Raw genomic sequence first — 21,688 nt, forward strand, 5'->3', positions numbered from 1 at the left:
CTTAGGCCGCAGATGTTATATTTAGTAAACAACATGGAAGCTAAATCTAATTCCGCGCGCCGACATGCCGGCGGAAGCAATTCGAATCCGGGAAGAGCCAGCCATGGACAAACGCGATCTATCGGAAGTGTTCAGGGAGCGCATCAAGACGCTGGTTCATCGCTCGGGGCTCAACCAGTCGGCATTCGCGGCCTCCATCGGCATCGACCGCTCGGCGCTGTCGCAACTGCTGTCGGGCGCCACGACGCGCCTGCCCCGGGCCGAAACGCTGCTGACGATCGCCTCGACCCACAAGATCTCGCTCGACTGGCTGCTCGGCCTCAGCCAGGACGAAGGCGTCACCGGCGAGATACGCGAGAGCCTCGAAATCGAGGAGGCATCGGGCGGCTTCGAGCGGACGCTGATTGCCAAGTGGCACGCGGAAGCGGCGGGCACCAAGATCCGCTACGTGCCGGCCGGCATTCCCGACCTTTTGCGCACCGAGGCGCTGATCGACTACGAGGCCGACATCTCGAACAAGAGCCGCGAGGCGCAGGCCGGCGAGACGCAATACCGGATCGACTACAACCGAAGGCCGGAGACCGACATGGAGGTCTGCATGCCGCGCCACACGCTGGAGATTTTCGCGCGCGGGCTGGGCGTCTGGTCGGGTCTCCCCGACCGCGACCGCCGGGCGCAACTGCGCCACATGGCCGACCTGCTCGACGACCTCTATCCGACCTTCCGCCTGTTTCTCTACGATGGCCGGTTGCGCTACTCGGTGCCCTACACGATCTTCGGCCAGGCGCGCGCCGCTCTCTATGTGGGCGACATGTACCTGGTGCTCTACGCCACCGAGCCGATCCGCACCCTGACCCGCCACTTCGAGAACCTGATCCGCGCCGCCGACATCAACCCGCACGAGACGGCGGCCTTCGCCCGCAAGCTGGCGACAAGCTTCTTCACCCGCTGATCGCCGCCCGCCGGCACCCACCGGGACTGGACACCGGCACGCGGAGATCGCCGCCGCCGACATGCCAGGCGTTGACTGGACATAAAGACTTCTTTATATCCTTATCCATCTTCCATTCACATGAAAGCCGTCTCGATGACCGCCAATCCGATCGACGCCCTGCTCGCCGAAAAGGGCATCCTGCTTGCCGATGGCGCCACCGGTACCAACCTGTTCGGCATGGGCTTGGAGGCCGGCGAGGCTCCTGAGCTTTGGAACGAAAGCGCGCCCGAGAAGATCGAGACGCTGCACCAGAAGTTCGTCGATGCCGGCGCCGACATCATCCTCACCAATTCGTTCGGCGGCACGCGCCACCGGCTCAAGCTGCATCACGCGCAGGATCGCGTTTTCGAACTCAACAAGCGCGCCGCCGAGATCGCCCGTTCGGTTGCCGACAAGGCCGGCCGCAAGGTCATCGTCGCTGGCTCAGTCGGCCCGACCGGCGAGCTCCTGGTGCCGCTCGGTGCGCTGACCTACGACCAGGCGGTCGACGCCTTCGCCGAACAGATCGAGGGCCTGAAGGCCGGCGGCGCCGAAGTCGCCTGGATCGAGACCATGTCGGCGCCGGACGAAATCCGCGCCGCCGCCGAGGCCGCCATCCGCGTTGGCCTGCCCTATACCTATACCGGTTCGTTCGACACCGCCGGTCGCACCATGATGGGGCTTTTGCCCAAGGACATCCACGCCGTCGCGGATGGGCTGGCCGAGGCGCCGCTGGGCGTCGGCGCCAATTGCGGCGTCGGCGCTTCCGACATCCTCGCCTCGCTGCTGGACATGACCGCGGCCAAGCCGGAAGCGACCGTCATCGTCAAGGGCAACTGCGGCATTCCCGAGTTTCGCGGAACCGAGATCCACTATTCAGGCACGCCGGAACTGATGTCGGATTACGTGCGGCTCGCGGTCGACGGCGGCGCCAGGATCATCGGCGGCTGCTGCGGCACCTCGTTCGAGCACCTGGCCGCGATGCGCAAGGCGCTCGACGGCCACCGGAAGGAAGCGCGCCCGACTGTCGAGATCATCATCGAGCGCATCGGCCCCATGCGCAACAAGCTGGCTGATGCCGGGTCGGGCGAAGGCGGCGAGGGCCGCCGCGAACGCCGCCGCCGTAGCTGATCTGTTCAGCTGTTCTCATCGTAGCGGGCGAGGGCCGACCTGATGTCGGTCCCTGCCCCTTCGACCGGCCGCATCGCCGCAAGGGCATCCGATATCCGGACGCCCGCAAGCCTTTCCATGACCAGGCCAAATCGCTGGTTGCGCAACGCGGACAACGCCGTGCGGTGCGCATCGTCCAGCGCACTTGTGCCGCCGCCGGCTAGGCTCTCGGCCCGTGTGGCTTTTGCGGCCCCGACGTTTTCGGCGCGGCCCGCCGCGCGAGGCTGTGAAACAGCCGAAGCGGGCGCGAACGCCATCGCGCCAGAAGTCGGACCATCAACCTGCATTCCAAGCCCCCGTCTTACCCGATGGCTGTCCTAGCCGCGGATCGTTGCGATCCGGTTCGCGAAGACGTGAGCTTTTGACTTGAATTGTCTGAAGTTCCCGCCCTAAGGCTGGAACTTCAGAGTCGGGAGCGGCAAGGATCAGAGGTCCTCGAGGTCGCGCCGCGCCTTCTTGAGGATTTCGCGCGCCTTCTCGGCCTGCGCCGCTGTCAGCGACCCGCTGCGCAGCCGGCTGAACACGGCGAAGTTCAGGGCCTTGACCTCGTCGCCGAGCGCCACACCACTGACCTGCGTCGAAGCTTCGTCGATCTGGGCATTGATCTTGGCGAGCTCCGCCGCGTTTTCCGCGAGATAGGCCTTGCCCTCTTCGGTGATCGAATAGAGCCGCTTGTTGCCATCGGCGGTCGACGACACGAGGTCCGCCTCCTCCAGCATCTGCAGCATCGGATAGATCGCGCCCGGGCTCGGGCTGTAGGCACCCTGGAACTTGGCTTCCAGCGCCTTGATGATGTCGTAGCCGTGGCGCGGCTCCTCGGCGATCAATCCGAGGACGACCAGGCGCAGCGCGCCGGGATCGAACATGCGCGGCCCGCGGCCGCCGAAGGGTCCGCCGCGATGGCGACCGAAAGGACCGCCGCGGCCATGCCGGCCGCCGCCCCTGCCGCCTTCATGCTGGCCCGACATGGACCATTCTCCGCCGCAGCGATGATTGAAATTTGGGTGGTTGAACATGTGAGTACCTCTCCAGGATGTTTGCTTCATATAGCTATATCTATTCAACGATATATCTTTTGCAAGATAGAACGCAACTTTTCTGCCGAACGAGCATGCCCAGCCGCACGAAAGCGGCCAACGAGAAGCACCCTCGCCGACTTAAAACTTCACAAATTTTAAGATTATTTTCAGTGACTTACGGCCAGTATCCACTCATGCCGATGCGGCTGTTTTTCCGGCACGAAATCCAGCACTGCCTAGCGTCTACGCACCAACGACAATGTCGCCCAGGGTCTTACTGAAGTGCTCTTCCCGTCGTTCCAGCCATTCATAGGCCGCCGGCCAGTTGGCCGGATCGATCATCGAGACGGGGTGGTTGGACAGATAGCAGAGCTTGTATTCGCCGCGCAGGCTGGCGCCCAGCGCCTGCCCGAGACCGGGCTCGAACGCCGAAAGCCGGTTTACGGTCGTGGCGTGGCCCTCGCCACGCTGGCCACGCACGAACAGCCCGACGCTTCGATTGGTGAGGTAGAGCGAAACGACCAGATCGTCGGAGACGTGCCGCCAGCGCGAATAGAGGCTGCCATGGCGTATCCTGGGATCGTTGCGCCGTGCGAGATAACCGTCCCAGAACGCCTTGATCTCGCGAGACGACAACGAGCGCAGGCCGCCATGCGCGATGTCCCATTCGTCCAACTGCCTGTCGGCCATTCAGCTCTCCGGTGCCCAATCACTTCGGGTGCCCCCCCTAGAGACCACAAAAGATCGACCGGCGGAAAGCCCCCTTTCCGCCGGCCTGCCCACCTGCCCTTGCCTGACCCTGAAGCGGCAGCCTATTGCTTGGTGCCCTGGAGCGAAGAAGCCAGCCGTACCAGTGACAGGAATTCGGCGCGATAGCCGTAGGGGTCGGCACCGCGTGCCGCCGAAGCGATCTCGGCGATCCGGTCGAAGCCGAACTTTGACGTCGCATCCTCGTCGCGCAGCTTCTGGCCGAAGGCGGCCACCGCCACCGAAAAGCGCTGGTCGGTGCCGGCGGCATCGAAACTCACCACCTCGTTCGCCTTGGTCACCGGCGTGGTGATCAGCTTGCTCACGTCGCCGTCGGGCGCCTTGTAGCGGATCTTGACGAAGGCATATTCGTCGGCGTTGGCGACACCGCCATTGTTCGTGGCCGCCTGGCCGTAGCGCAGCGGATCCATCGCCACCGCCGGGCTGCCCTTCGGCGTGATCTCGTAGATCGCCGTCACTGAATGGCCGGAGCCGATCTCGCCTGCGTCGACGCGGTCGTTGTTGAAGTCCTCGCGGTTGAGCGCCCGCGTCTCGTAGCCGATCAGGCGATATTCCGCGACCGTCGCGGGATTGAACTCGACCTGGATCTTCACGTCCTTGGCGATCGGGAACAGCGTTGACGACGCATCCTGCACCAGCACCTTCTCGGCTTCCGCCAGCGTGTCGATATAGGCGGCGGTGCCGTTGCCGTTCTGGGCGATCGTCTGCATCATCTGGTCGTTGAGATTGCCGCGGCCGAAGCCGAACACCGACAGGAACACGCCCGACTTGCGCTTGTCCTCGATCAGCCGCTTGAGGTCGTCGTCATCGGTCTGGCCGACATTGAAGTCGCCGTCGGTGGCAAGCATGACACGGTTGATGCCGTCCTTGACGAAGCTCTTCTGCGCCAGCCGGTAGGCCTCGCGAATGCCCGCCTCGCCAGCGGTGGAACCTCCAGGCGTCAAAGTATCGATGGCGGCAAGGATTTTGTCACGCTCGGAAGCCTTGGTCGGCTCGAGCACTGTCCCAGCATCGCCGGCATAGGTCACGATAGAGACGGTGTCGTCGGCAGCGAGCTTGTTGACCAGAAGCCGGAATGCCGAGCGCAGCAGCGGCAGCTTGTCCGGTTCGTCCATTGAACCCGACACGTCGATGAGGAACACCAGGTTCGCCTTCGGCCGTTCCACCGGCTGCACGTCGTAGCCTTTGATCGCGACATGCATCAGCCTGGTGCTGTCGCTCCACGGCGTCGGCATGACGCTTACCGTCGCGTTGAACGGCGTCGACGCCTGCTCCGGCCCCTTCCATTCGTAGGGGAAGTAGTTGACCATTTCCTCGACGCGCACGGTGTCGGGCTGGGGAAGGATGCCTTCCTTCAGCGAACGGCGGACGAAGGAATAGGACGCCGTGTCGACGTCGATGGAGAAGGTCGAAACCGGATCCTCCAGCGCCGAGCGCACCGGGTTGGTCTTGAAGTCCTCGATGCGGTCGCGATTTTCCTCGCGCGGCATCGGCAGGTCCGACGGGGCGATGGCGCCCTGCGGCTCGGCCATGAGGGTGGGCATGCCCTGAGGCGCGGTCATCCGGACGACGGGCGCCGCCGCGTCGGCCATCGGCGCCGGCGCGGGCATCGCGGGCGCGGCTTCGTTCGTCGCGGCTGCTTCCTCGTCGGCAACGTCGGATTTCGCCCTGGCCGCAGTGAGGGTTTCGGCGATCCGGCCTGCCTCGGCGTTCGGCTTGGCAGCTTGCTGTGCTGCAGTCGACGGCTCGACGCGCTCGCGCGCCTCCTGCTTGGCCTCAGGCGCCGGCAAACGGAACGGCGATTCCTCTATCAGGTAGAACGTGGCGTAACCCGCAATCGGCAGGGCGACGAGCCCGGCTAGTGCCGGCGCCGCGATCAGCTTCTTCTGCATGATGTCTCTCCAGAGCTTCCTTGCTCGTTCGGTGAGACGATTGTCCTTGCCCGTTCCTTGGGCCGCCGGAGAGATTTTTTCTTCGTCGTAGGCAGACATGGCAGCCGCCAGCGCGCGCGCCTTCGCCTCGGCATTCGGCGCCGGCGCCTGCATGTTCCTGAGCACGTCGAGTTCATTGTCGTCGACCATGATCATTCTTCCCCGGCCGAGCGCATCAGCAGCTTCAGCCGTTTCTTCGCTTCATGGATGTGCCAGGAGACGGTGGCCTCGGCGACCGCCATCGCCTCGGCGGCATCGGCATGCGACAAGCCTTCGCCATAGACGAGGAGGATCGCGTCGCGCTGCTTGTCGGGCAATTGGCGGACGGCAGCCCACAGAGCTTCCGCCGGGTCTTCGCCCGCCTCGGGTTCGCCCGCAACCAGCGCGTGGACACCATAGGCCGCAGTCTTCGCCGTCTCCCTCGCGGATTTGCGCGACGCATCGCGCGCGGCATTCAGCGTCATCGCGTAGAGCCAGGTGGTGAAGGCGGAGCCGCCGCGATAGTCGCGGATGGCGCGGCCTAACCGTGCGCACACCTCCTGGGCGATGTCCTCCGCATCCGGCCGGTTGCCGCACCAGCGCCAGGCGACGCGATGGATGAAATCGTAGTGCCTTCCGACGAGTTCGCCGAAAGCCTGCCTGTCGCCGTCGCGCGCTCGTCCGACCAGATCGGCGTCGGAGGCCTCGCCCTCGTCCAGCATCATCACCATCATCGCCCCTTGGACGAAAGCTTTTGGACGATCCTTGGGGTGGCGGAAAGAATTTTTTAGACGGCTTGTCCGGCCACCCAGCCCGACGACCAGGCCCACTGGAAATTGTAGCCGCCAAGCCAGCCGGTGACATCGACGACTTCGCCGATGAAATAGAGGCCGGGCACCGATTTGGCCTGCATGGTCTTCTGGTCGAGCGCACGCGTATCGACCCCGCCGAGCGTCACCTCCGCCGTGCGGTAGCCCTCCGAACCGGCCGGCTTGATGCGCCACTGATTGACCGCTGCATCGACCGCCTTCAGGTGGGCGTCGTTGAGATCGGCGAGATTGCCGTTGAAGCCGAGCCGCTCGGCGATTGTCTGGGCGAGCTTCCTGGGCAGATGTGCGGCAAGGACGGTCTGGACCGCCTGGCGACCGTTGGTACGCTTGGCCTCGCGCAAGAGGCCCGCGACGTCTGCTCCGGGGAGCATCGAGATCGCGATCTCGTCGCCCTCGCGCCAGTAGGACGAGATCTGCAGGATCGAAGGCCCGCTGATGCCGCGATGGGTGAACAGCATCGCCTCGGCAAAGCTCGCCTTGCCGCAGCCGACTTCGGCATCGACGGCGACGCCGGAGAGTGGGGCCAGCTTCGCAAGCGTGTTGGCGTCGAAGGTGAGAGGTACCAGCGCAGGCCGTGTCTCGACCACCGGCAGGCCGAACTGTTCCGCAATCTCATAGCCGAAGCCGGTCGCGCCCATCTTGGGGATCGATTTGCCGCCGCAGGCGACGACAAGCGACGAGCACCGAACCTTGCCGCCGGTCAGCGCAAGTTCGAAGCCGTCGCCGATCCGGCTGACGCCTTCGACCTTGGTGGCGAGCCGCATCTCGACACCGCCGTCGCGCATCTCGGCAACCAGCATGTCGATGATCTGGCGTGCCGAGCCGTCGCAGAACAGCTGGCCGAGCGTCTTCTCGTGATAGGCGATGCCGTAGCGCTCGACGAGGTCGATGAAGTTTTTCTGGGTGTAGCGGCTCAGCGCCGAAATGCAGAAATGCGGGTTCTGCGAGAGAAAATGCTTCGGCGCGGCATTGATGTTGGTGAAGTTGCAGCGGCCGCCGCCGGAAATTCGGATCTTTTCGCCCGGCGCAGCCGCATGGTCGACGATCAGCACCGAGCGGCCGCGCTTGCCGGCCTCGGCTGCACACATCATGCCGGCCGCGCCCGCGCCGATCACCACGACGTCGAATGATTGCATCAAGGCTTTCCACTGGTGAGATCGTCGACGCCCGGCTCAGCCCGGGCGCATTTCGCCGGCCTGATAGCCGAACGCGGCGGAATTGGCAAAGCCGGCGGCTAGCCCAACGTTTCGTCGAACAGCGTCAGCAGGCGCTTCCAGTGTCGTTCGGCGCCGGCGGCATCGTAGACGCCATGGTCGGGAACGCACCAGCCGTGCCCCATGCCGACATAGTTTTCGATGATGTGGTCGACGCCTGCAGAACGCAGTGCCTCGGCGAGCAACGCCGACTGTTCCGGTGGAAAACTGCCATCGACGCCGGCGGAACCGACATAGACGCGCGCCTTGAGCCGGGCCGCGTTGCGGTGCGGGCTGTCGGGCGCATCGCCGGCCAGGTTGCCGCCATGGAAGCTGGCCGCCGCGACGATGCGGTCCGGCTGCGCGGCGGCCGCGTTCAGCGCGCGTGAGCCGCCCATGCAATAGCCGACGGTCCCGATCGAACCGGATACGCCTTCAGCCACGAGTGCTTCGATGAAGGCGCCGGTATCGCGCATCGTCATCGCCTGGGTGGTGCCGCCTATCAGGGCGCGCAACTCAGTGCGGGTTTTCTCTTCGGCAAACGCCGTCTTGGCGTCGAACGGGCCGTAGGCGCCGGCGCGGTAGAACAGATCCGGCACCAGGACGACATAGCCCTGCCCCGCCAGCCGTTCGGCCATCTGGTCGAGCGCCGGACGCGGTCCGAAGGCATCCATATACAGAATGACGCCGGCGCGGACTTTGTCGGTGGACCTGAACAGGCCGGCCCTGGCAACGCCGTCCGGTGTCTTTGCCTCGATCTCCCGCTGGCCATGGCTGATCTCCTTCTGCTCGGCACAGCAGCAAAGATAGGGGCTTATCCCCTGGCCGCAACGTTCGACTTCAGGCCCGCCGGAGACGCGGATGGTCCTTGCGCCGACATGAAGGGCGCGGCCAGCCCCCATTGCCACGATGGCGGCGCCGAGCGCCAGCGCGACGAACAGGAACGCGGTGGCCGCACAGCCGCCGGTCCGATCACGGATTAGCCCGACCGGCAGAGGACCGAAGGCGGCGATCGTATAGCCGACGCCCTGCGCCATGCCGGATTCCGCTATCCGAGAGCGATTGAACCAGCAAGCCGCTCAGAGGCCCGCAAAACTCTTCATGTGGAAGGCCTGCACCGCCTCCGGATATCGGTAAGCGAGACCTTGGGGGCAGGCGTTGCGGTCGAGGCAACCGCTGCTGCGGCAGGCGCCGCCCGCCGGACCACGCACATGCGCAAGGCAGTCTTCATAGGCAAACCCGGCTACCGAATAGGCTCCTACCGGGCAGGATTTAAGGCAGGGTTTTCCAACACATAGATCGCAAAGATGACTCTGTCCGCGAACTTCCGGAATTTCGATTTCGACATCAAACAGCAACGCGCCGCGATAGGCATGCCAAAGTCCGTATTGGGGATGCATGAGGATGCCCAGCGGCGAAGGCCGAAGTCCCTCGGCGCGCATTGCCCATTGCTGGAAAGGCAGGTGGGGCCGGTCCGAAGGCGAGACGACACGGGCACCGAAGTCGTTTGCAACCTGCCCGATCACCTGCCGCGACCAGCTGTCCAGAGGGTTTTCGAGACCTGCCGGCTGGGCCTCGCGCCAACGCTCGAAATGACGCCAGGGCGCGGCTCCCGCCTGCCCTATCAGCAGCAACGACCTGGCCGCCCTACCGGACGGGCCTGGCGGCGCCTCCTCGCCGGCTTCAAAAACAAAACCGCCGCGCGGGATGAGCCCATGCTCGGCCAGCGCGGCGGCGATTTGTCCGGTCGGGCCGCCGTCGTCGGACATCACCCCTTCCGGTCCGGATCGGAGAATGCACTCCGCCAGACTTCCTTGTGGATGATGTTGGCGACTTTAGCCCCGCCTGTAACGGGCTCCCTTCAAGTGAAGGCGTCGGGCATCGACTCCTTCTTCCTGGCGATGAAGTCCTTGAGACCGTCATCGATGCCCGGATCGAGATAAGGCGCCTCGTAGGTTTCGAGCCAGCGCCGGGCAAGCTCGTTGGCACGCTGCGGTGCCGACTTCTGGCCTTCGGCCAGCCACTGCTCGTAGGAATTGTTGTCGGCGATGTTGGAGCGGTAGAAGGCCGACTGGAAATTCGCCTGGGTGTGGTCGCAGCCGAGGAAGTGGCTGCCCGGACCGACCTGGCGGATGGCGTCCATCGCCTGGCCGTTCTCCGAAAGATCGACGCCCTCGGCAAGTTTCTGCTGCATGCCGAGCTGATCGATGTCCATCATGAACTTCTCGTAGCAGGAGGCGAGACCGCCCTCGAGCCAGCCCGCCGAGTGCAGCACGAAGTTGGTGCCGGCGAGCAGCGTCGAATTCAGCGTGTTGGCGCTTTCATAGGCCGCCTGCGCGTCCGGGATCTTCGAAGCGCACAGCGAGCCGCCGGTACGGAACGGCAGGCCGAGACGGCGGGCGAGCTGGGCCGCGCCGTAGGACACCAGCGACGGCTCCGGCGTGCCGAAGGTCGGCGCACCCGACTGCATCGAGATCGACGAGGCGAAGGTGCCGAACAGTACCGGAGCGCCCTTGCGGATCAGCTGCGTGAACGAGGCGCCGGCCAGCACCTCGGCCAGCACCTGCGTCAGCGTGCCGGCCACCGTCACCGGGCTCATGGCGCCGGCGAGGATGAACGGGGTGACGATGCAGGCCTGGTTGTGGCGGGCATAGACCTTGGCCGCGCCCAGCATGGTCTCGTCGAAGACCATCGGCGAGTTGGCGTTGATCAGGCTGGTCAGCACCGTGTTGTTCTCGACGAAGTCGTCGCCGAACACGATCTTGGCCATCGAGATGGTGTCTTCGGCGCGTTCGGGGGCCGTAACCGAGCCCATGAACGGTTTGTCCGAATAACGGATGTGCGAATAGACCATGTCGAGATGGCGCTTGTTGACCGGCACGTCGACCGGTTCGCACACCGTGCCGCCCGAATGATGGATCGACGGCGCCATGTAGGCCAGCTTCACGAAATTGCGGAAATCCTCGATCGTCGCATAGCGGCGGTTGCCATCGAGGTCGCGCACGAAGGGCGGGCCGTAGACCGGCGCGAACACCGTGCCGTCGCCGCCGATCTGCACCGACCGCTCGGGATTGCGCGCATGCTGGGTGTAGATGGAGGGTGCGGTCTTCAGCAGTTCGCGGCACAGCCCCTTGGGGAAGTGAACCCGCTCGCCCTTCACGTCACAGCCGGCTTCTTTCCAAAGCTGCAGCGCCTCGGCGTCGTCGCGGAACTCGATGCCGATCTCTTCGAGCACGGTATCGGCGTTCTTTTCGATGAGGGCGAGGCCCTCCTCGTTCAGTACCTCGTAAACATTCACCTTGCGGCGGATGTAGGTCAGCTGGGTGCCCGGGCCGCCGCCGCTGCGAGCCGCGCGCCGAGCGGCCGCGCCGCCCCGGTCGCCGCGCCCCCGCCTGCCGCCTGCCTGCTCTTGATCGAGTGACGGGTTCTCGCTCATGATCGTTTCTTCCCTGAATCCGTTTTGCACCGCCCTCGGCGGCTCCTTGCCGGATCGTAGCCAAGCACCCTTAGCGAAACGGCTTGTCAGCGCCAAGAGCTGTCGCAAATTCGACAAGAAATCCGCGAGATTGTCAGTCGCTTTCGTCTTGCAGGAAGTCGCAAATCAGCTATGGATTTGCGACGCTTACAAGCTAGGTATAGCGCGATAGCCGCACGCCGCTGATTGGCCTGCCCGAGGGAGCCCCCAAAGATGTCCGACGACGAAATCATCCTCTCCGAGCTTTCCGACGACGAACTCGTGCAGCAGATGCACGACGACCTCTATGACGGGCTCAAGGAGGAAATCGAGGAAGGCACCAACATCCTCCTGGAGCGCGGCTGGGAGCCGTATAAGGTCCTGACCGAGGCGCTGGTCGAAGGCATGCGCATCGTCGGCGAGGACTTCCGCGACGGCATCCTGTTCGTGCCGGAAGTGCTGCTCTCGGCAAACGCGATGAAGGCCGGCATGTCGATCCTGCGCCCGCTGCTCGCCGCCACCGGCGCGCCAAAGCAGGGCAAGCTCGTGATCGGAACGGTCAAGGGCGACATCCACGACATCGGCAAAAACCTCGTCGGCATGATGATGGAAGGTGCCGGCTTCGACGTCATCGATCTCGGCATCAACAACCCGGTCGAGAACTACCTGGCCGCCATCGAGGAGCATCAGCCCGACATCATCGGCATGTCGGCGCTGCTGACCACCACCATGCCCTACATGAAGGTGGTCATCGACACGATGAAGGAAAAGGGCATCCGCGACGACTATGTCGTGCTCGTCGGCGGCGCCCCGCTCAACGAAGAGTTCGGCAAGGCCGTCGGTGCCGACGCATATTGCCGCGATGCCGCGGTGGCCGTCGAAACCGCCAAGGACTACATGAAGCGCAAGCACAACCTGCGCGCTACCGCCTGATCGGCCGACAGCAAAAAGGGCCGCGCCTTGCAGCGCGGTCCTTTGGTCCCAATCTAAAACGAGAATGGCGCGTCGCGGCCGAAACTAGTTGACCGTGTCTTCGATGGCGTTGGCGGTGCCCTTTACGTCCTTGCCGACGCCGCGAATGGTGTTGGCGCAGGAGGCGAGCGCGAGCGCGCAGGCGATGACGACGATCGGTGCCAGACGTGACAGTTTCATGGACGGTGTCTCCCTCGTTCTGTAGATTCGCCCCTGAACCCAACCCCGCAGAACCGTTTGCATGGGCACGCCGCGAACACAACAACGGAAATCTGCCGACAAGCTGCTGGTCATAGGCTGCGGCATGATCGCGCGCGAGATTCTGGCGGTCAAGCAGCAGTTGGGGCTGGAACACCTTGAACTGACCTGCCTGCCCGCCGAATTCCACTTTCATCCCGACCGCATCGCGCCTGCGATGGACAAGGCGATCGCCGAGGCGAAGGCCGAGGGCTACACCCAGATCTATGTCGGCTATGCCGATTGCGGCACCGGCGGCCTGCTCGACCGCGTCTGCGAAAAGCACGGCGTCGAACGCATAGCCGGACCGCACTGCTTTGCCTTCTATCAAGGCGCCGAGGCCTACGCCAAGGTCGCCGACGCCGACATGATGTCGTTCTACATGACCGACTTCCTGTGCCGGCAGTTCGAGGCATTCTTCATCAGGCCGCTCGGCCTCGACCGGCATCCCGAACTGGTCACCGACTACTTCGGCAACTACGAAAAGCTGATCTATCTCGCCCAGACCGACGACCCGGCGCTCGACAAGGTGGCCGAGGACGCAGCGAAGATGCTCGGGCTCGTCTACGAGCGCCGGGCCACCGGCTATGGCGACCTCTCCTCGGCACTTGCCAACGCGACCTCGAAAACTGCAGATCAATGAAGCGTCCGATTCCCCCGGACCGGGCGCCAGGGGAGAATCCGATGATCGTTCGCAAATTCACGCTCGCCGCCCTCCTGTCGTTGTTCGCAGCCGCGGCCCAGGCCGACGGCGTGGTGCAGAAGCTGATGACGCCGGCGGACAAGGCCAGGCTGGAGAAGTACGACGCCACCCGCAAGGAAGCGCTTCAGGAGGCCAAGGCCGGCCTTGCGCGCGAAGTCGCCATCCTCGATGCGATCGAGTCGAAGAAGCCCGTGTCCTTTTCCGATTTCGACATGACCGGCGCGTGGCAATGCCGCACCGTCAAGGCAGGCGGCATCGGCGAACTCGTCGTCTATGACTGGTTCCGCTGCCGGGTCAGCGACGACGGCTCCGGCTGGATGCTGGAGAAGCTCAGCGGATCGCAGCGGACGAAAGGCCGCTTCTACACCGACGGCGACACCCGCCTGATCTATCTCGGCTCCGGTTACGTGTCGGGCGAGAATCCGAAGGCCTACGGACGCGGCCCCGACACCGACCAGGTCGGCTATGCCTTCCGCACCGGACCGAGCGAATGGCGCATCGAGTTCCCGGCCCCCTACTACGAATCCAAGCTCGACATCCTCGAATTTCGCCGCTGACGTTGCAATCGGCGCGCGCCGGTATCACATTGCTGCCTTCAGACGTCATCAAGGATTAACCTGGCGGTCGCACACTGCGATGGGGACGGCGCGTCGAGAGGCGCTGCCGCAGCTGGGCGAAAGGGTTCATGAAGCAGCACATGGACGGTTTCGAGGGGGGAGAGATCGATGCCGCACCGCGTCGGCGGCGCGGGCGCCGGCTTTCGGAGATTTTCGCCCAGCTCGCCCACGACGCCAAGGACCAGGTTTCGATAGGCGACATCCGCGACACGCTCGGCAAGCGCAGCTTCGCGCCGCTTCTGGTGCTGTTCGCAGCCTTCAACCTGCTTCCGCTCCCGCCCGGGGCTTCGGCGGTGCTGGGACTGCCGCTGCTGATCGTGGCCGCCCAGATGACCTTCGGCAGCAGTCGGGCCTGGCTGCCCAGCTTCATCACCAGGCGCTCGCTCAGCGCAGAACAGTTCCGCACGATCACCGACTGGATCGTCCCGCGGCTCATCCGCCTCGAGGAAGTGGTCCGGCCGCGCTACTGGCCGTTCTGGCGTCGGCAGGGCGACCGGGTGATCGGCTTCATCGCGCTCATCCTGTCGGTCTCGATCACCCTGCCGATACCGCTCGGCAACTGGTTGCCCGCTTTTGCCACCGCCCTTTTGGGATTGGCGTTGTCGGAGCGGGACGGCATCCTGTTTGCCGTTGGCAGCGTCGTCGGCGCGGCATCGCTGGCTGTCATCGGAGTGGTCGTGGGCGGAGCCGGTTTCGCCACGCACGCCTTCCTCGCCTGGCTGGGATGAATCGCTCCCCGGGCTCCTCCCGCCCCCGGCACACATGCTTCCCCTTCCCAACCGCCACACCTGCACGGCGAAATCCGATGCCACGGTGTCGGCTCCACACGAACCGCCGTTGCGCGTCCTCTTCGCGACACTGAGACGCGTCGCTTTTGAATGCGCGCGCGTCGTCCCATAACAAGCGGCACCCCAATGGTTGCGGCAATGCTCAACACACTGAAAGCGAGACTGAAATGGCCGATCTCATCATCGTCTACTGGCGCGACATCCCAGCACAGGTGATCGTCAAGAAGGGCCGGCAGAACGCCAAGCGCGAACTGCCGCTGCGCTTTACCGAGGCGATCGACATGTGTGCGATGCGCACGGGCGCCGGCGACACCGACGCCTATCTGGCTGAGTGGCGCAAGGCCGATCCCGTCCCGGTCGGCGACGACCTCGAGACCGAGGCCGAGAAGGCTATGGCAGAGCTCGATGCGAAATTTCCCCGGGAGCGGCTGGTCGCTCTCGTCAAGGCAGGCGGCAAGGACGATGGTTGACACTCAGCCGAAAACCAACGCGACGGCGCATCCCGTCGTCACCCAGGCGACGCTCGTCAAGAAGGCTGCGCCCAAGAGCGATTACAAGCCAGCTGACGTGTCGCCGCAGCGGCGCGTCCAGCGCAGCTACACCGTGCGGCTCTGGTCCGTGCGCCATTCGCGCCTTCTCGAATGGTTCTACGGCCGCTTCGCCGACGCCTTCCTGACGCTTCACCCGCTGTGGAAGAAGATCGGCTACGGCCGCGTCGAGGCACCCGTGAAATTCGTCGAGAAGCACGTCAAGGGCTTCATGTTCGACTGCCGCATGTGCGGCCAGTGCGTGCTGTCCTCGACCGGCATGTCGTGCCCGATGAATTGCCCGAAGCAATTGCGCAACGGCCCTTGCGGCGGCGTACGCGCCAACGGCAATTGCGAGGTCGAGCCCGACATGCCCTGCGTCTGGGTGAAGGCCTGGGAGGGTTCGCGCAACATGACCCACGGCGATGCCATCCTCAACGTCCAGAAGCCGGTCGACCAGTCGCTGCGCGAAACCTCGGCCTGGCTGCGGGTAACGGCACAGGCCGCTGCCGCCAGCGAAGCCGCAAAGAAGGAAGTCGCATGACCCCGCCTCGCCCGCGCCACCCCGACGAGAACCCCGAGGGCATCGAACTGCCACTCGATCCCCTGCCCGGCCATTCGTCGCGCGGGCGGCTCGAGCGCGTGCTTCGTCGCGGCGAGTTCGCCGTGACCACGGAGCTCAATCCGCCCGACAGCGCCAATCCGCAGGACGTCTACGAGCGGGCGAAGATCTTCGACGGCTGGGTCGACGGCATCAACGCGGTCGACGCTTCCGGCGCCAACTGCCACATGTCTTCGGTCGGCATCTGCGCACTCCTCACCCGCATGGGCTACGCGCCCATCATGCAGATCGCCTGTCGCGACAAGAACCGCATCGCCATACAGGGCGACGTCCTTGGGGCTGCGGCCATGGGGGTCGCCAACATCCTCTGCCTGACCGGCGACGGCGTGCAGGCCGGCGACCAGCCGGGCGCCAAGCCGGTGTTCGACCTCGACTCCATGTCACTGCTCGAAACCATCCGCATCATGCGCGACAACGGCAAGTTCCTGTCGGGCCGCAAGCTGACCACGCCGCCGCAGCTTTTCCTGGGCGCCGCCGTCAACCCCTTCGCCCCGCCCTACGATTTCCGGCCCATCCATCTGGGCAAGAAGATCGCCGCCGGCGCCCAGTTCGTGCAGACCCAGTACTGCTTCGACGTGCCCATGTTCAAAACCTTCATGCAGAAGGCGCGCGACCTCGGCTTCACCGAAAAGGTCTTCGTCCTCTGCGGCGTGGGCCCGCTTGCCTCGGCCAAGACCGCCAAGTGGATCCGCTCCAACGTGCCCGGCATCCATATCCCGGATGCAATCATCAAGCGGCTCGAGGGCGCCCAGGACCAGAAGAAGGAAGGCAAGCAGCTCTGCATCGACATCATCAACGAGGTGAAGGAAATTCCTGGCGTCTCCGGCGTCCATGTGATGGCCTATCGCCAGGAGGAGTATGTCGCGGAGATCGTCGATGAATCGGGCGTGCTCAAATCGCGCCGGCCCTGGAGGCGCGAAGCGCGCGCCGACGACCAGATCGTCGCCGACCGGCTCGACCACCTGCTGCACGACGATATGACCGAGTCCCAGGTCGAGATGGTGAAATCCGCGCATTGACGCCACCAGGTGGCCTTCGCGCTTGAACTAAAACAGATAACGATATAAAGAAATCTTTATATCTTACGGAGAGGATTCATGACCCGCACGATCGTTGCCTCGGCAACCAAGGAAATCATCATCGGCTTCGATCAGCCCTTCTGCGTGATCGGCGAGCGCATCAATCCCACCGGCCGCAAGAAGCTGGCGGCGGAGATGGTTGCCGGCAACTTCGAGACCGTCATCAAGGACGCCCTCGAACAGGCCGCGGCCGGCGCCACCATGCTCGACGTCAATGCAGGCGTGACCGCCGTCGACCCCAACGCGACCGAGCCGGCGCTGCTGGTCCAGACTCTCGAGATCGTCCAGAACCTCGTCGACCTGCCGGTGTCGATCGACAGCTCCGTGACGGCTGCCATCGAGGCGGCGCTCAAGGTCGCCAAGGGCCGCCCGCTGGTCAACTCCGTCACCGGCGAGGAAGAGAAGCTCGAAGCCATCCTGCCGCTGGTCAAGAAGTACAACGTGCCGGTCGTCGCCATTTCCAACGACGAGACCGGCATTTCGATGGACCCGGACGTCCGCTTCGCCGTTGCCAAGAAGATCGTCGAGCGCTGCGCCGACCACGGCATTCCTGCCCATGACGTCGTGGTCGACCCGCTGGTCATGCCGATCGGCGCGTTGGGCGACGCCGGCCGCCAGGTGTTTGCGCTGCTGCGGCGCCTGCGCGAGGAGCTCAAGGTCAACACCACCTGCGGCCTGTCGAACATCTCCTTCGGCCTGCCGCACCGTCACGGCATCAACGCCGCCTTCATCCCGATGGTCATCGGCGCAGGCATGACGTCCGCCATCATGAACCCCTGCCGCCCGCAGGAGATGGAAGCGGTGCGCGGCGCCAACGTGCTCAACGGTACCGACGAGCACTGCACAACCTGGATCAAGACCTACAAGGACTACAAGCCGGGCGAGCACGCTGCGCCTGCGCCCGTCGCCGTGACATCGCCGACCGACGGCGGAGCCGCAGGCGGACGCCGCCGCGGCGGCCGCGAGGCCCGGATGGCAAGGGGATGATCGGATAAGCCTGTGCTCTACGTCGCCCACCTCGGTCCTGCCGGACATCTCCCCCGCAAGCGGGGAGATCAGGCGGCCGCTTTGTCGTCGTTTCTCCTGAAACCTCGGCAAATGAGGTGGGGCGGCAGTGAAATCCAGTCTCCCTCCTCGTGGGGGAGATGTCCGGCAGGACAGAGAGGGGCGCCATCGAGCAGCGCCCCTGAATGCATTTCGGAAAGCAGCATGCCATGAACTCTCCCGCCAACATCACAGATCCGCTGGTCCTCTTCATGCCCTCGGGCAAGCGCGGCCGGTTCCCGGTGGGAACGCCAGTGCTTGACGCCGCACGCCAGCTCGGCGTCTATGTCGAAAGCGTGTGCGGCGGGCGCGCCACCTGCGGCCGCTGCCAGATCGAGGTGCAGGAAGGCAATTTCGCCAAGCACAAGATCGTGTCGTCGCTCGGCCACATCTCGCCCAAGGGCCCGAAGGAGGAGCGCTATGAGCGCGTCCGCGGCCTGCCCGAAGGACGCCGCCTCTCCTGCTCCGCCACGATCCAGGGCGACCTCGTCATCGACGTGCCGCAGGACACGGTCATCAATGCACAGGTCGTGCGCAAGGCCGCGACCGATCGCGTCATCGAGCGCAATGCCGCCGTCCAACTCTGCTACGTCGAGGTCGAGGAACCCGACATGCACAAGCCGCTCGGCGACCTCGACCGGCTGAAGGCGGCTCTCGAGAAGGACTGGGGCTGGAAGGACCTGCTGATCGCCCCCCACCTCATTCCTCAGATCCAGAAGATCCTGCGCACCAAGCTGCCCGACCAGCCCGAAGTCAGCCCTGGCAAGTGGGGAGTGACCGCGGTCGTCCACCGCGACATGGATACGTCGCGGCCCTTCATCATCGGTCTGTTCCCCGGTCTCAAGAACGAGGCCTACGGCATCGCCTGCGACATCGGCTCGACCACCATCGCGATGCATCTGGTATCGCTCTTGTCCGGTCGCATCGCGGCCTCTTCAGGCACCTCAAATCCGCAGATCCGTTTCGGCGAAGATCTGATGAGCCGCGTCTCCTACGTGATGATGAACCCCGACGGGCGCGAGGCCATGACCAAGGCCGTGCGCGAGGCGGTCAACTCGCTGATCGGCAAGGTCTGCGAGGAAGGCAACGTCGACCGCAACGACATCTACGACTGCGTCTTCGTCGCCAATCCGATCATGCACCATCTGTTCCTCGGCATCGATCCGACGGAACTCGGCCAGGCGCCGTTCGCGCTGGCCGTGTCGGGCGCGCTGCAGTTCTGGGCGCATGAGGTCGGCATCGACGTTTCCCAGGGCGCCAGGCTCTACACCCTGCCCTGCATCGCCGGCCATGTCGGCGCCGACGCCGCGGGCGCCACGCTGTCGGAAGGGCCCTATCGCCAGGACAAGATGATGCTGCTCGTCGACGTCGGCACCAACGCCGAGATCGTCCTGGGCAACAGGAACCGTGTCGTCGCCGCCTCCTCCCCCACCGGTCCGGCCTTCGAAGGCGCCGAGATCTCGGGAGGCCAGCGCGCGGCGCCCGGCGCCATCGAGCGCGTGCGCATCGATCCGGAAACGCTGGAGCCGCGCTATCACGTGATCGGCACCGAGCAATGGTCGGACGAGGAAGGTTTCGAAGAGGCCTCCTGGAAGACGGGCGTGACCGGCATCTGCGGTTCGGCAATCATCGAGGTCGTGGCCGAGATGTACCTCTCCGGCATCATCTCGGAGGACGGCGTGATCGACGGCTCGCTTGCGGCCAAAAGCCCGCGCATCATCCCGAACGGGCGCACCTTCTCCTACCTGCTGCGCGAAGGCCGCCAGGGCGAACCGCGCATCACCGTCACCCAGAACGACGTCCGCGCCATCCAGCTGGCAAAGGCCGCGCTCTATGCCGGCGTGAAGCTGCTCATGGAAAAGCAGGGCGTGGAGACAGTCGACACGATCCGCTTCGCCGGCGCCTTCGGCTCCTTCATCGACCCGAAATACGCAATGGTGCTCGGCCTCATCCCGGATTGCGATCTCGCCGAGGTCAAGGCGGTCGGCAATGCCGCCGGCACCGGCGCGTTGATGGCACTGCTCAATCGCAACCATCGCCGCGAGATCGAAGTCGAGGTCGGACGCATCGAAAAGATCGAGACCGCGCTCGAGCCGCATTTCCAGCAGCTCTTCGTCAACGCTATGGCGCTGCCCAACAAGGTCGATCCGTTCCCCAAGCTCGCCGAACAGGTCAAGCTGCCGCCGCGCAAGGCGGTCGGCGAAGGCGATGCCGACGCAGCCGCGCCGAGACGCCGATCGCGCGAGGAACGCGCCGCCCGCCGCGTCCGCGACTGAGCGTTGAACGTCGCGTCCGCACGGCAATTTTCGTGATATGATGGTGTTGCGGACATGTTTCCGCAGCGTAACCGCTCCACCAGCAGTTGCTGATGGAACGAAATCGATACGAAACAAGATCGAACTAAATTCCGATCATCGAACGCCGCCTGTGGGGTTTTTGCCCACATCGGCGGACGGATGAAAGGAAGACGTAATGTCGATCATGAGTACGATTGGCCGCTATGGTGCGGCCATCCGCAAGGCGCGTCGCGATGCCCAGATCGTCCGCTCGCTCAACCAGCTTCCGCCGGAAGTCCAGAAGGATATCGGTTGGCCTGCCCTTGAGGGCGAACCAAGGCGACGGCCCCGTTCGACCGTATTTCCCGGTCGTTGAGCCAGAAAGCCTGCGACGCGTCTGTTTCAGTTTCGCCCCCATAATGAAACATACCTGCGTCGCAGCGCAATCAATTCGAAACAGAAACGAACATATTCTTCTGCCGGGTCGGCGAGGCATCAAGTCTTGCGTCGCGTCGTCGACCCTCAACCCGGGAGAAGCCCATGTCCATCATCGGTGAGTTCCACCAGTTTGGGGCCGTGCTTCGGCATGCGCGCCGCGACGGCCGCATCGAGGCGATGATGAACGGCCTGCCGCGCGAGCTGCAGATCGAGCTTGGCTGGATCGACGGGCAGACTGCTCACGGCACTGGCGTCGCCGGTCAGGTCCACAAATATGGCCGCGTGGCCATGCTGATGGACAGGCTGCCGCTCGACATACAGGCCGAGCTCGGCTGGCCGGTCGGCCCGCTGGCCCCTGCATCGAATGTCATTGCGTTCGACCGGCGGAAAACGCGCTGCGCATGACCTTCGCCGAAAAGGTTCGCATGCTGCCGCTTCGCCGTCACGGCGCCGGCCGGTCCGCCGCAGCCGACCGGCGCCTGCTCGCCTCGCTCAAGCCGGCGTAGCGACCACCGGATTCCAGCATGGGACGGGGCTGAGATGCCATTTTTCGACGAAATCGGCCGCATCCGCGCCGGCTACAACCAATCTCGCCGCGCACGCCGGACGGCTCGCGTCATGAATGCGCTGCCACCCGAGATCCAGCGCGACCTGGACTGGACGCCGCCCCCGTCGCTCATGGCCAAGGTTTTCCGCTGGATGTCCGGCGCGATGCGGCGCTGAGCTAGGCACTTCAAGGGAGGCGCTGCCATGGCTGCCTATCTGATCGCCGATGTCGATGTCACCGACGCCGCAGCTTTCGAGGAATACAAGCGCGAAGTCCCCGCCACCGAGCAACGCTACGGCGGAAGATATCTCGGACGCGGCGGGACGACCAAGGTCCTGGAGGGCGACTGGCAGCCGCACCGCCTCGTCATCGTCGAGTTTCCGGATATGGATTCGCTGATGCGCTGGTACGATTCGCCGGAGTACGATCGGCTGAAGGCGATCCGCGAACGCTGTGCCAAGACGAGGATCATCGCCTTGCAGGGTGTCGAAGCGACAGCCCTCTAGGCGCGTTTCCCGCTG

Annotated in this window: 24 protein-coding genes; 15 read left to right on the forward strand and 9 right to left on the reverse strand. The window is 64.7% G+C overall.

Going from position 1 to position 21,688, the window contains the following annotated elements; genetic code table 11:
• The first annotated feature begins 103 nt into the window (after nt 1–103).
• Entirely contained in the window at nt 104–952 is an 849-nt protein-coding gene (locus tag J2X50_RS01560; RefSeq protein ID WP_429090875.1) for a helix-turn-helix domain-containing protein, read from the forward strand.
• Between the two features lie 120 nt (nt 953–1,072).
• Nucleotides 1,073–2,104: a betaine--homocysteine S-methyltransferase gene (gene bmt, locus J2X50_RS01565; RefSeq protein ID WP_429090877.1), complete on the forward strand. Its 1,032-nt coding sequence runs from the start codon at nt 1,073–1,075 to the stop codon at nt 2,102–2,104.
• 464 nt (nt 2,105–2,568) lie between these two features.
• On the opposite strand, the gene J2X50_RS01570 is transcribed toward bmt, so the two are convergent.
• The 8 genes from J2X50_RS01570 to J2X50_RS01605 form a co-directional block, all read right to left on the reverse strand.
• A complete protein-coding gene (locus J2X50_RS01570; protein ID WP_429090879.1) occupies nt 2,569–3,111 on the reverse strand; it encodes a PadR family transcriptional regulator in 543 nt (180 codons plus the stop codon).
• Between the two features lie 294 nt (nt 3,112–3,405).
• The gene (locus tag J2X50_RS01575) at nt 3,406–3,852 is read right to left on the reverse strand and encodes a hypothetical protein (protein ID WP_429090881.1); all 447 of its coding nucleotides are present in this window, start codon (nt 3,850–3,852) and stop codon (nt 3,406–3,408) included.
• Between the two features lie 122 nt (nt 3,853–3,974).
• A complete protein-coding gene (locus tag J2X50_RS01580) occupies nt 3,975–6,011 on the reverse strand; it encodes a vWA domain-containing protein (protein WP_429090883.1) in 2,037 nt (678 codons plus the stop codon).
• Between the two features lie 2 nt (nt 6,012–6,013).
• Nucleotides 6,014–6,571 carry an RNA polymerase sigma factor gene (locus tag J2X50_RS01585; RefSeq protein ID WP_429090885.1) on the reverse strand — a complete coding sequence of 186 codons (558 nt, stop codon included), beginning with the start codon at nt 6,569–6,571 and terminating at the stop codon, nt 6,014–6,016.
• Nucleotides 6,572–6,627: 56 nt separating this feature from the next.
• Nucleotides 6,628–7,806, reverse strand: coding sequence for an NAD(P)/FAD-dependent oxidoreductase (locus J2X50_RS01590; protein ID WP_429090886.1), 1,179 nt, complete (start codon nt 7,804–7,806; stop codon nt 6,628–6,630).
• Nucleotides 7,807–7,904: 98 nt separating this feature from the next.
• Nucleotides 7,905–8,642 carry a dienelactone hydrolase family protein gene (locus tag J2X50_RS01595; protein WP_429091822.1) on the reverse strand — a complete coding sequence of 246 codons (738 nt, stop codon included), beginning with the start codon at nt 8,640–8,642 and terminating at the stop codon, nt 7,905–7,907.
• Between the two features lie 300 nt (nt 8,643–8,942).
• On the reverse strand, nt 8,943–9,632 hold the full coding sequence (locus J2X50_RS01600; protein ID WP_429090888.1) for a hypothetical protein: 690 nt from the start codon (nt 9,630–9,632) through the stop codon (nt 8,943–8,945).
• 92 nt (nt 9,633–9,724) lie between these two features.
• Nucleotides 9,725–11,299, reverse strand: coding sequence for a trimethylamine methyltransferase family protein (locus J2X50_RS01605; protein WP_429090890.1), 1,575 nt, complete (start codon nt 11,297–11,299; stop codon nt 9,725–9,727).
• Nucleotides 11,300–11,551: 252 nt separating this feature from the next.
• Between J2X50_RS01605 and J2X50_RS01610 the strand changes: the two genes are divergently transcribed.
• Nucleotides 11,552–12,250, forward strand: a complete 699-nt coding sequence (locus tag J2X50_RS01610) for a corrinoid protein (protein WP_429090891.1) — start codon at nt 11,552–11,554, stop codon at nt 12,248–12,250.
• Nucleotides 12,251–12,334: 84 nt separating this feature from the next.
• Here J2X50_RS01610 and J2X50_RS01615 read toward each other — a convergent pair whose 3' ends face one another.
• The gene (locus J2X50_RS01615) at nt 12,335–12,469 is read right to left on the reverse strand and encodes an entericidin EcnAB (protein WP_340038929.1); all 135 of its coding nucleotides are present in this window, start codon (nt 12,467–12,469) and stop codon (nt 12,335–12,337) included.
• A 61-nt stretch (nt 12,470–12,530) separates the two neighbouring features.
• Here J2X50_RS01615 and J2X50_RS01620 point away from each other — a divergent pair, with 61 nt between their 5' ends.
• The 12 genes from J2X50_RS01620 (at nt 12,531) to J2X50_RS01675 (ending at nt 21,673) form a co-directional block, all read left to right on the forward strand.
• Entirely contained in the window at nt 12,531–13,169 is a 639-nt protein-coding gene (locus J2X50_RS01620) for a DUF1638 domain-containing protein (protein WP_429090893.1), read from the forward strand.
• 41 nt (nt 13,170–13,210) lie between these two features.
• Complete coding sequence (locus tag J2X50_RS01625) at nt 13,211–13,786, forward strand: DUF4893 domain-containing protein (protein WP_429090895.1); 576 nt, start codon at nt 13,211–13,213, stop codon at nt 13,784–13,786.
• A gap of 128 nt (nt 13,787–13,914) precedes the next feature.
• On the forward strand, nt 13,915–14,574 hold the full coding sequence (locus J2X50_RS01630; RefSeq protein WP_429090896.1) for an exopolysaccharide biosynthesis protein: 660 nt from the start codon (nt 13,915–13,917) through the stop codon (nt 14,572–14,574).
• A 227-nt stretch (nt 14,575–14,801) separates the two neighbouring features.
• Nucleotides 14,802–15,104, forward strand: a complete 303-nt coding sequence (locus tag J2X50_RS01635) for a virulence factor (RefSeq protein WP_429090898.1) — start codon at nt 14,802–14,804, stop codon at nt 15,102–15,104.
• On the forward strand, nt 15,097–15,705 hold the full coding sequence (locus J2X50_RS01640; RefSeq protein WP_429090899.1) for a methylenetetrahydrofolate reductase C-terminal domain-containing protein: 609 nt from the start codon (nt 15,097–15,099) through the stop codon (nt 15,703–15,705). Before J2X50_RS01635 ends, J2X50_RS01640 begins: the two co-directional genes overlap by 8 nt.
• The gene (locus tag J2X50_RS01645; protein WP_429090901.1) at nt 15,702–16,802 is read left to right on the forward strand and encodes a methylenetetrahydrofolate reductase; all 1,101 of its coding nucleotides are present in this window, start codon (nt 15,702–15,704) and stop codon (nt 16,800–16,802) included. Before J2X50_RS01640 ends, J2X50_RS01645 begins: the two co-directional genes overlap by 4 nt.
• Before the next feature lie 78 nt (nt 16,803–16,880).
• Nucleotides 16,881–17,849, forward strand: coding sequence for a methyltetrahydrofolate cobalamin methyltransferase (locus J2X50_RS01650; RefSeq protein WP_429090903.1), 969 nt, complete (start codon nt 16,881–16,883; stop codon nt 17,847–17,849).
• A 227-nt stretch (nt 17,850–18,076) separates the two neighbouring features.
• Nucleotides 18,077–20,182 (forward strand): ASKHA domain-containing protein, encoded by a 2,106-nt coding sequence (locus tag J2X50_RS01655; RefSeq protein WP_429090905.1) that lies wholly within the window; start codon nt 18,077–18,079, stop codon nt 20,180–20,182.
• Nucleotides 20,183–20,378: 196 nt separating this feature from the next.
• Complete coding sequence (locus J2X50_RS01660; protein WP_429090906.1) at nt 20,379–20,558, forward strand: hypothetical protein; 180 nt, start codon at nt 20,379–20,381, stop codon at nt 20,556–20,558.
• A gap of 164 nt (nt 20,559–20,722) precedes the next feature.
• A complete protein-coding gene (locus J2X50_RS01665) occupies nt 20,723–21,025 on the forward strand; it encodes a hypothetical protein (RefSeq protein WP_429090908.1) in 303 nt (100 codons plus the stop codon).
• Between the two features lie 135 nt (nt 21,026–21,160).
• Complete coding sequence (locus J2X50_RS01670) at nt 21,161–21,343, forward strand: hypothetical protein (protein ID WP_429090910.1); 183 nt, start codon at nt 21,161–21,163, stop codon at nt 21,341–21,343.
• 27 nt (nt 21,344–21,370) lie between these two features.
• Complete coding sequence (locus J2X50_RS01675; RefSeq protein WP_429090911.1) at nt 21,371–21,673, forward strand: DUF1330 domain-containing protein; 303 nt, start codon at nt 21,371–21,373, stop codon at nt 21,671–21,673.
• The last annotated feature ends 15 nt before the right edge of the window (nt 21,674–21,688 follow it).

Origin of the sequence: Aminobacter sp. BE322 (assembly GCF_050433525.1) — a bacterium.
GTDB lineage: Bacteria > Pseudomonadota > Alphaproteobacteria > Rhizobiales > Rhizobiaceae > Aminobacter.

What these genes read in the sequence shown, in the direction of transcription:
- J2X50_RS01560 (WP_429090875.1), top strand. Translation starts at nt 104, where the DNA reads ATGGACAAACGCGATCTATCGGAAGTGTTCAGGGAGCGCATCAAGACG.
- bmt (WP_429090877.1), top strand. Translation starts at nt 1,073, where the DNA reads ATGAAAGCCGTCTCGATGACCGCCAATCCGATCGACGCCCTGCTCGCC.
- J2X50_RS01570 (WP_429090879.1), bottom strand. Translation starts at nt 3,111, where the DNA reads ATGTCGGGCCAGCATGAAGGCGGCAGGGGCGGCGGCCGGCATGGCCGC.
- J2X50_RS01575 (WP_429090881.1), bottom strand. Translation starts at nt 3,852, where the DNA reads ATGGCCGACAGGCAGTTGGACGAATGGGACATCGCGCATGGCGGCCTG.
- J2X50_RS01580 (WP_429090883.1), bottom strand. Translation starts at nt 6,011, where the DNA reads ATGGTCGACGACAATGAACTCGACGTGCTCAGGAACATGCAGGCGCCG.
- J2X50_RS01585 (WP_429090885.1), bottom strand. Translation starts at nt 6,571, where the DNA reads ATGGTGATGATGCTGGACGAGGGCGAGGCCTCCGACGCCGATCTGGTC.
- J2X50_RS01590 (WP_429090886.1), bottom strand. Translation starts at nt 7,806, where the DNA reads ATGCAATCATTCGACGTCGTGGTGATCGGCGCGGGCGCGGCCGGCATG.
- J2X50_RS01600 (WP_429090888.1), bottom strand. Translation starts at nt 9,632, where the DNA reads ATGTCCGACGACGGCGGCCCGACCGGACAAATCGCCGCCGCGCTGGCC.
- J2X50_RS01605 (WP_429090890.1), bottom strand. Translation starts at nt 11,299, where the DNA reads ATGAGCGAGAACCCGTCACTCGATCAAGAGCAGGCAGGCGGCAGGCGG.
- J2X50_RS01610 (WP_429090891.1), top strand. Translation starts at nt 11,552, where the DNA reads ATGTCCGACGACGAAATCATCCTCTCCGAGCTTTCCGACGACGAACTC.
- J2X50_RS01615 (WP_340038929.1), bottom strand. Translation starts at nt 12,469, where the DNA reads ATGAAACTGTCACGTCTGGCACCGATCGTCGTCATCGCCTGCGCGCTC.
- J2X50_RS01620 (WP_429090893.1), top strand. Translation starts at nt 12,531, where the DNA reads ATGGGCACGCCGCGAACACAACAACGGAAATCTGCCGACAAGCTGCTG.
- J2X50_RS01625 (WP_429090895.1), top strand. Translation starts at nt 13,211, where the DNA reads ATGATCGTTCGCAAATTCACGCTCGCCGCCCTCCTGTCGTTGTTCGCA.
- J2X50_RS01630 (WP_429090896.1), top strand. Translation starts at nt 13,915, where the DNA reads ATGAAGCAGCACATGGACGGTTTCGAGGGGGGAGAGATCGATGCCGCA.
- J2X50_RS01635 (WP_429090898.1), top strand. Translation starts at nt 14,802, where the DNA reads ATGGCCGATCTCATCATCGTCTACTGGCGCGACATCCCAGCACAGGTG.
- J2X50_RS01640 (WP_429090899.1), top strand. Translation starts at nt 15,097, where the DNA reads ATGGTTGACACTCAGCCGAAAACCAACGCGACGGCGCATCCCGTCGTC.
- J2X50_RS01645 (WP_429090901.1), top strand. Translation starts at nt 15,702, where the DNA reads ATGACCCCGCCTCGCCCGCGCCACCCCGACGAGAACCCCGAGGGCATC.
- J2X50_RS01650 (WP_429090903.1), top strand. Translation starts at nt 16,881, where the DNA reads ATGACCCGCACGATCGTTGCCTCGGCAACCAAGGAAATCATCATCGGC.
- J2X50_RS01655 (WP_429090905.1), top strand. Translation starts at nt 18,077, where the DNA reads ATGAACTCTCCCGCCAACATCACAGATCCGCTGGTCCTCTTCATGCCC.
- J2X50_RS01660 (WP_429090906.1), top strand. Translation starts at nt 20,379, where the DNA reads ATGTCGATCATGAGTACGATTGGCCGCTATGGTGCGGCCATCCGCAAG.
- J2X50_RS01665 (WP_429090908.1), top strand. Translation starts at nt 20,723, where the DNA reads ATGTCCATCATCGGTGAGTTCCACCAGTTTGGGGCCGTGCTTCGGCAT.
- J2X50_RS01670 (WP_429090910.1), top strand. Translation starts at nt 21,161, where the DNA reads ATGCCATTTTTCGACGAAATCGGCCGCATCCGCGCCGGCTACAACCAA.
- J2X50_RS01675 (WP_429090911.1), top strand. Translation starts at nt 21,371, where the DNA reads ATGGCTGCCTATCTGATCGCCGATGTCGATGTCACCGACGCCGCAGCT.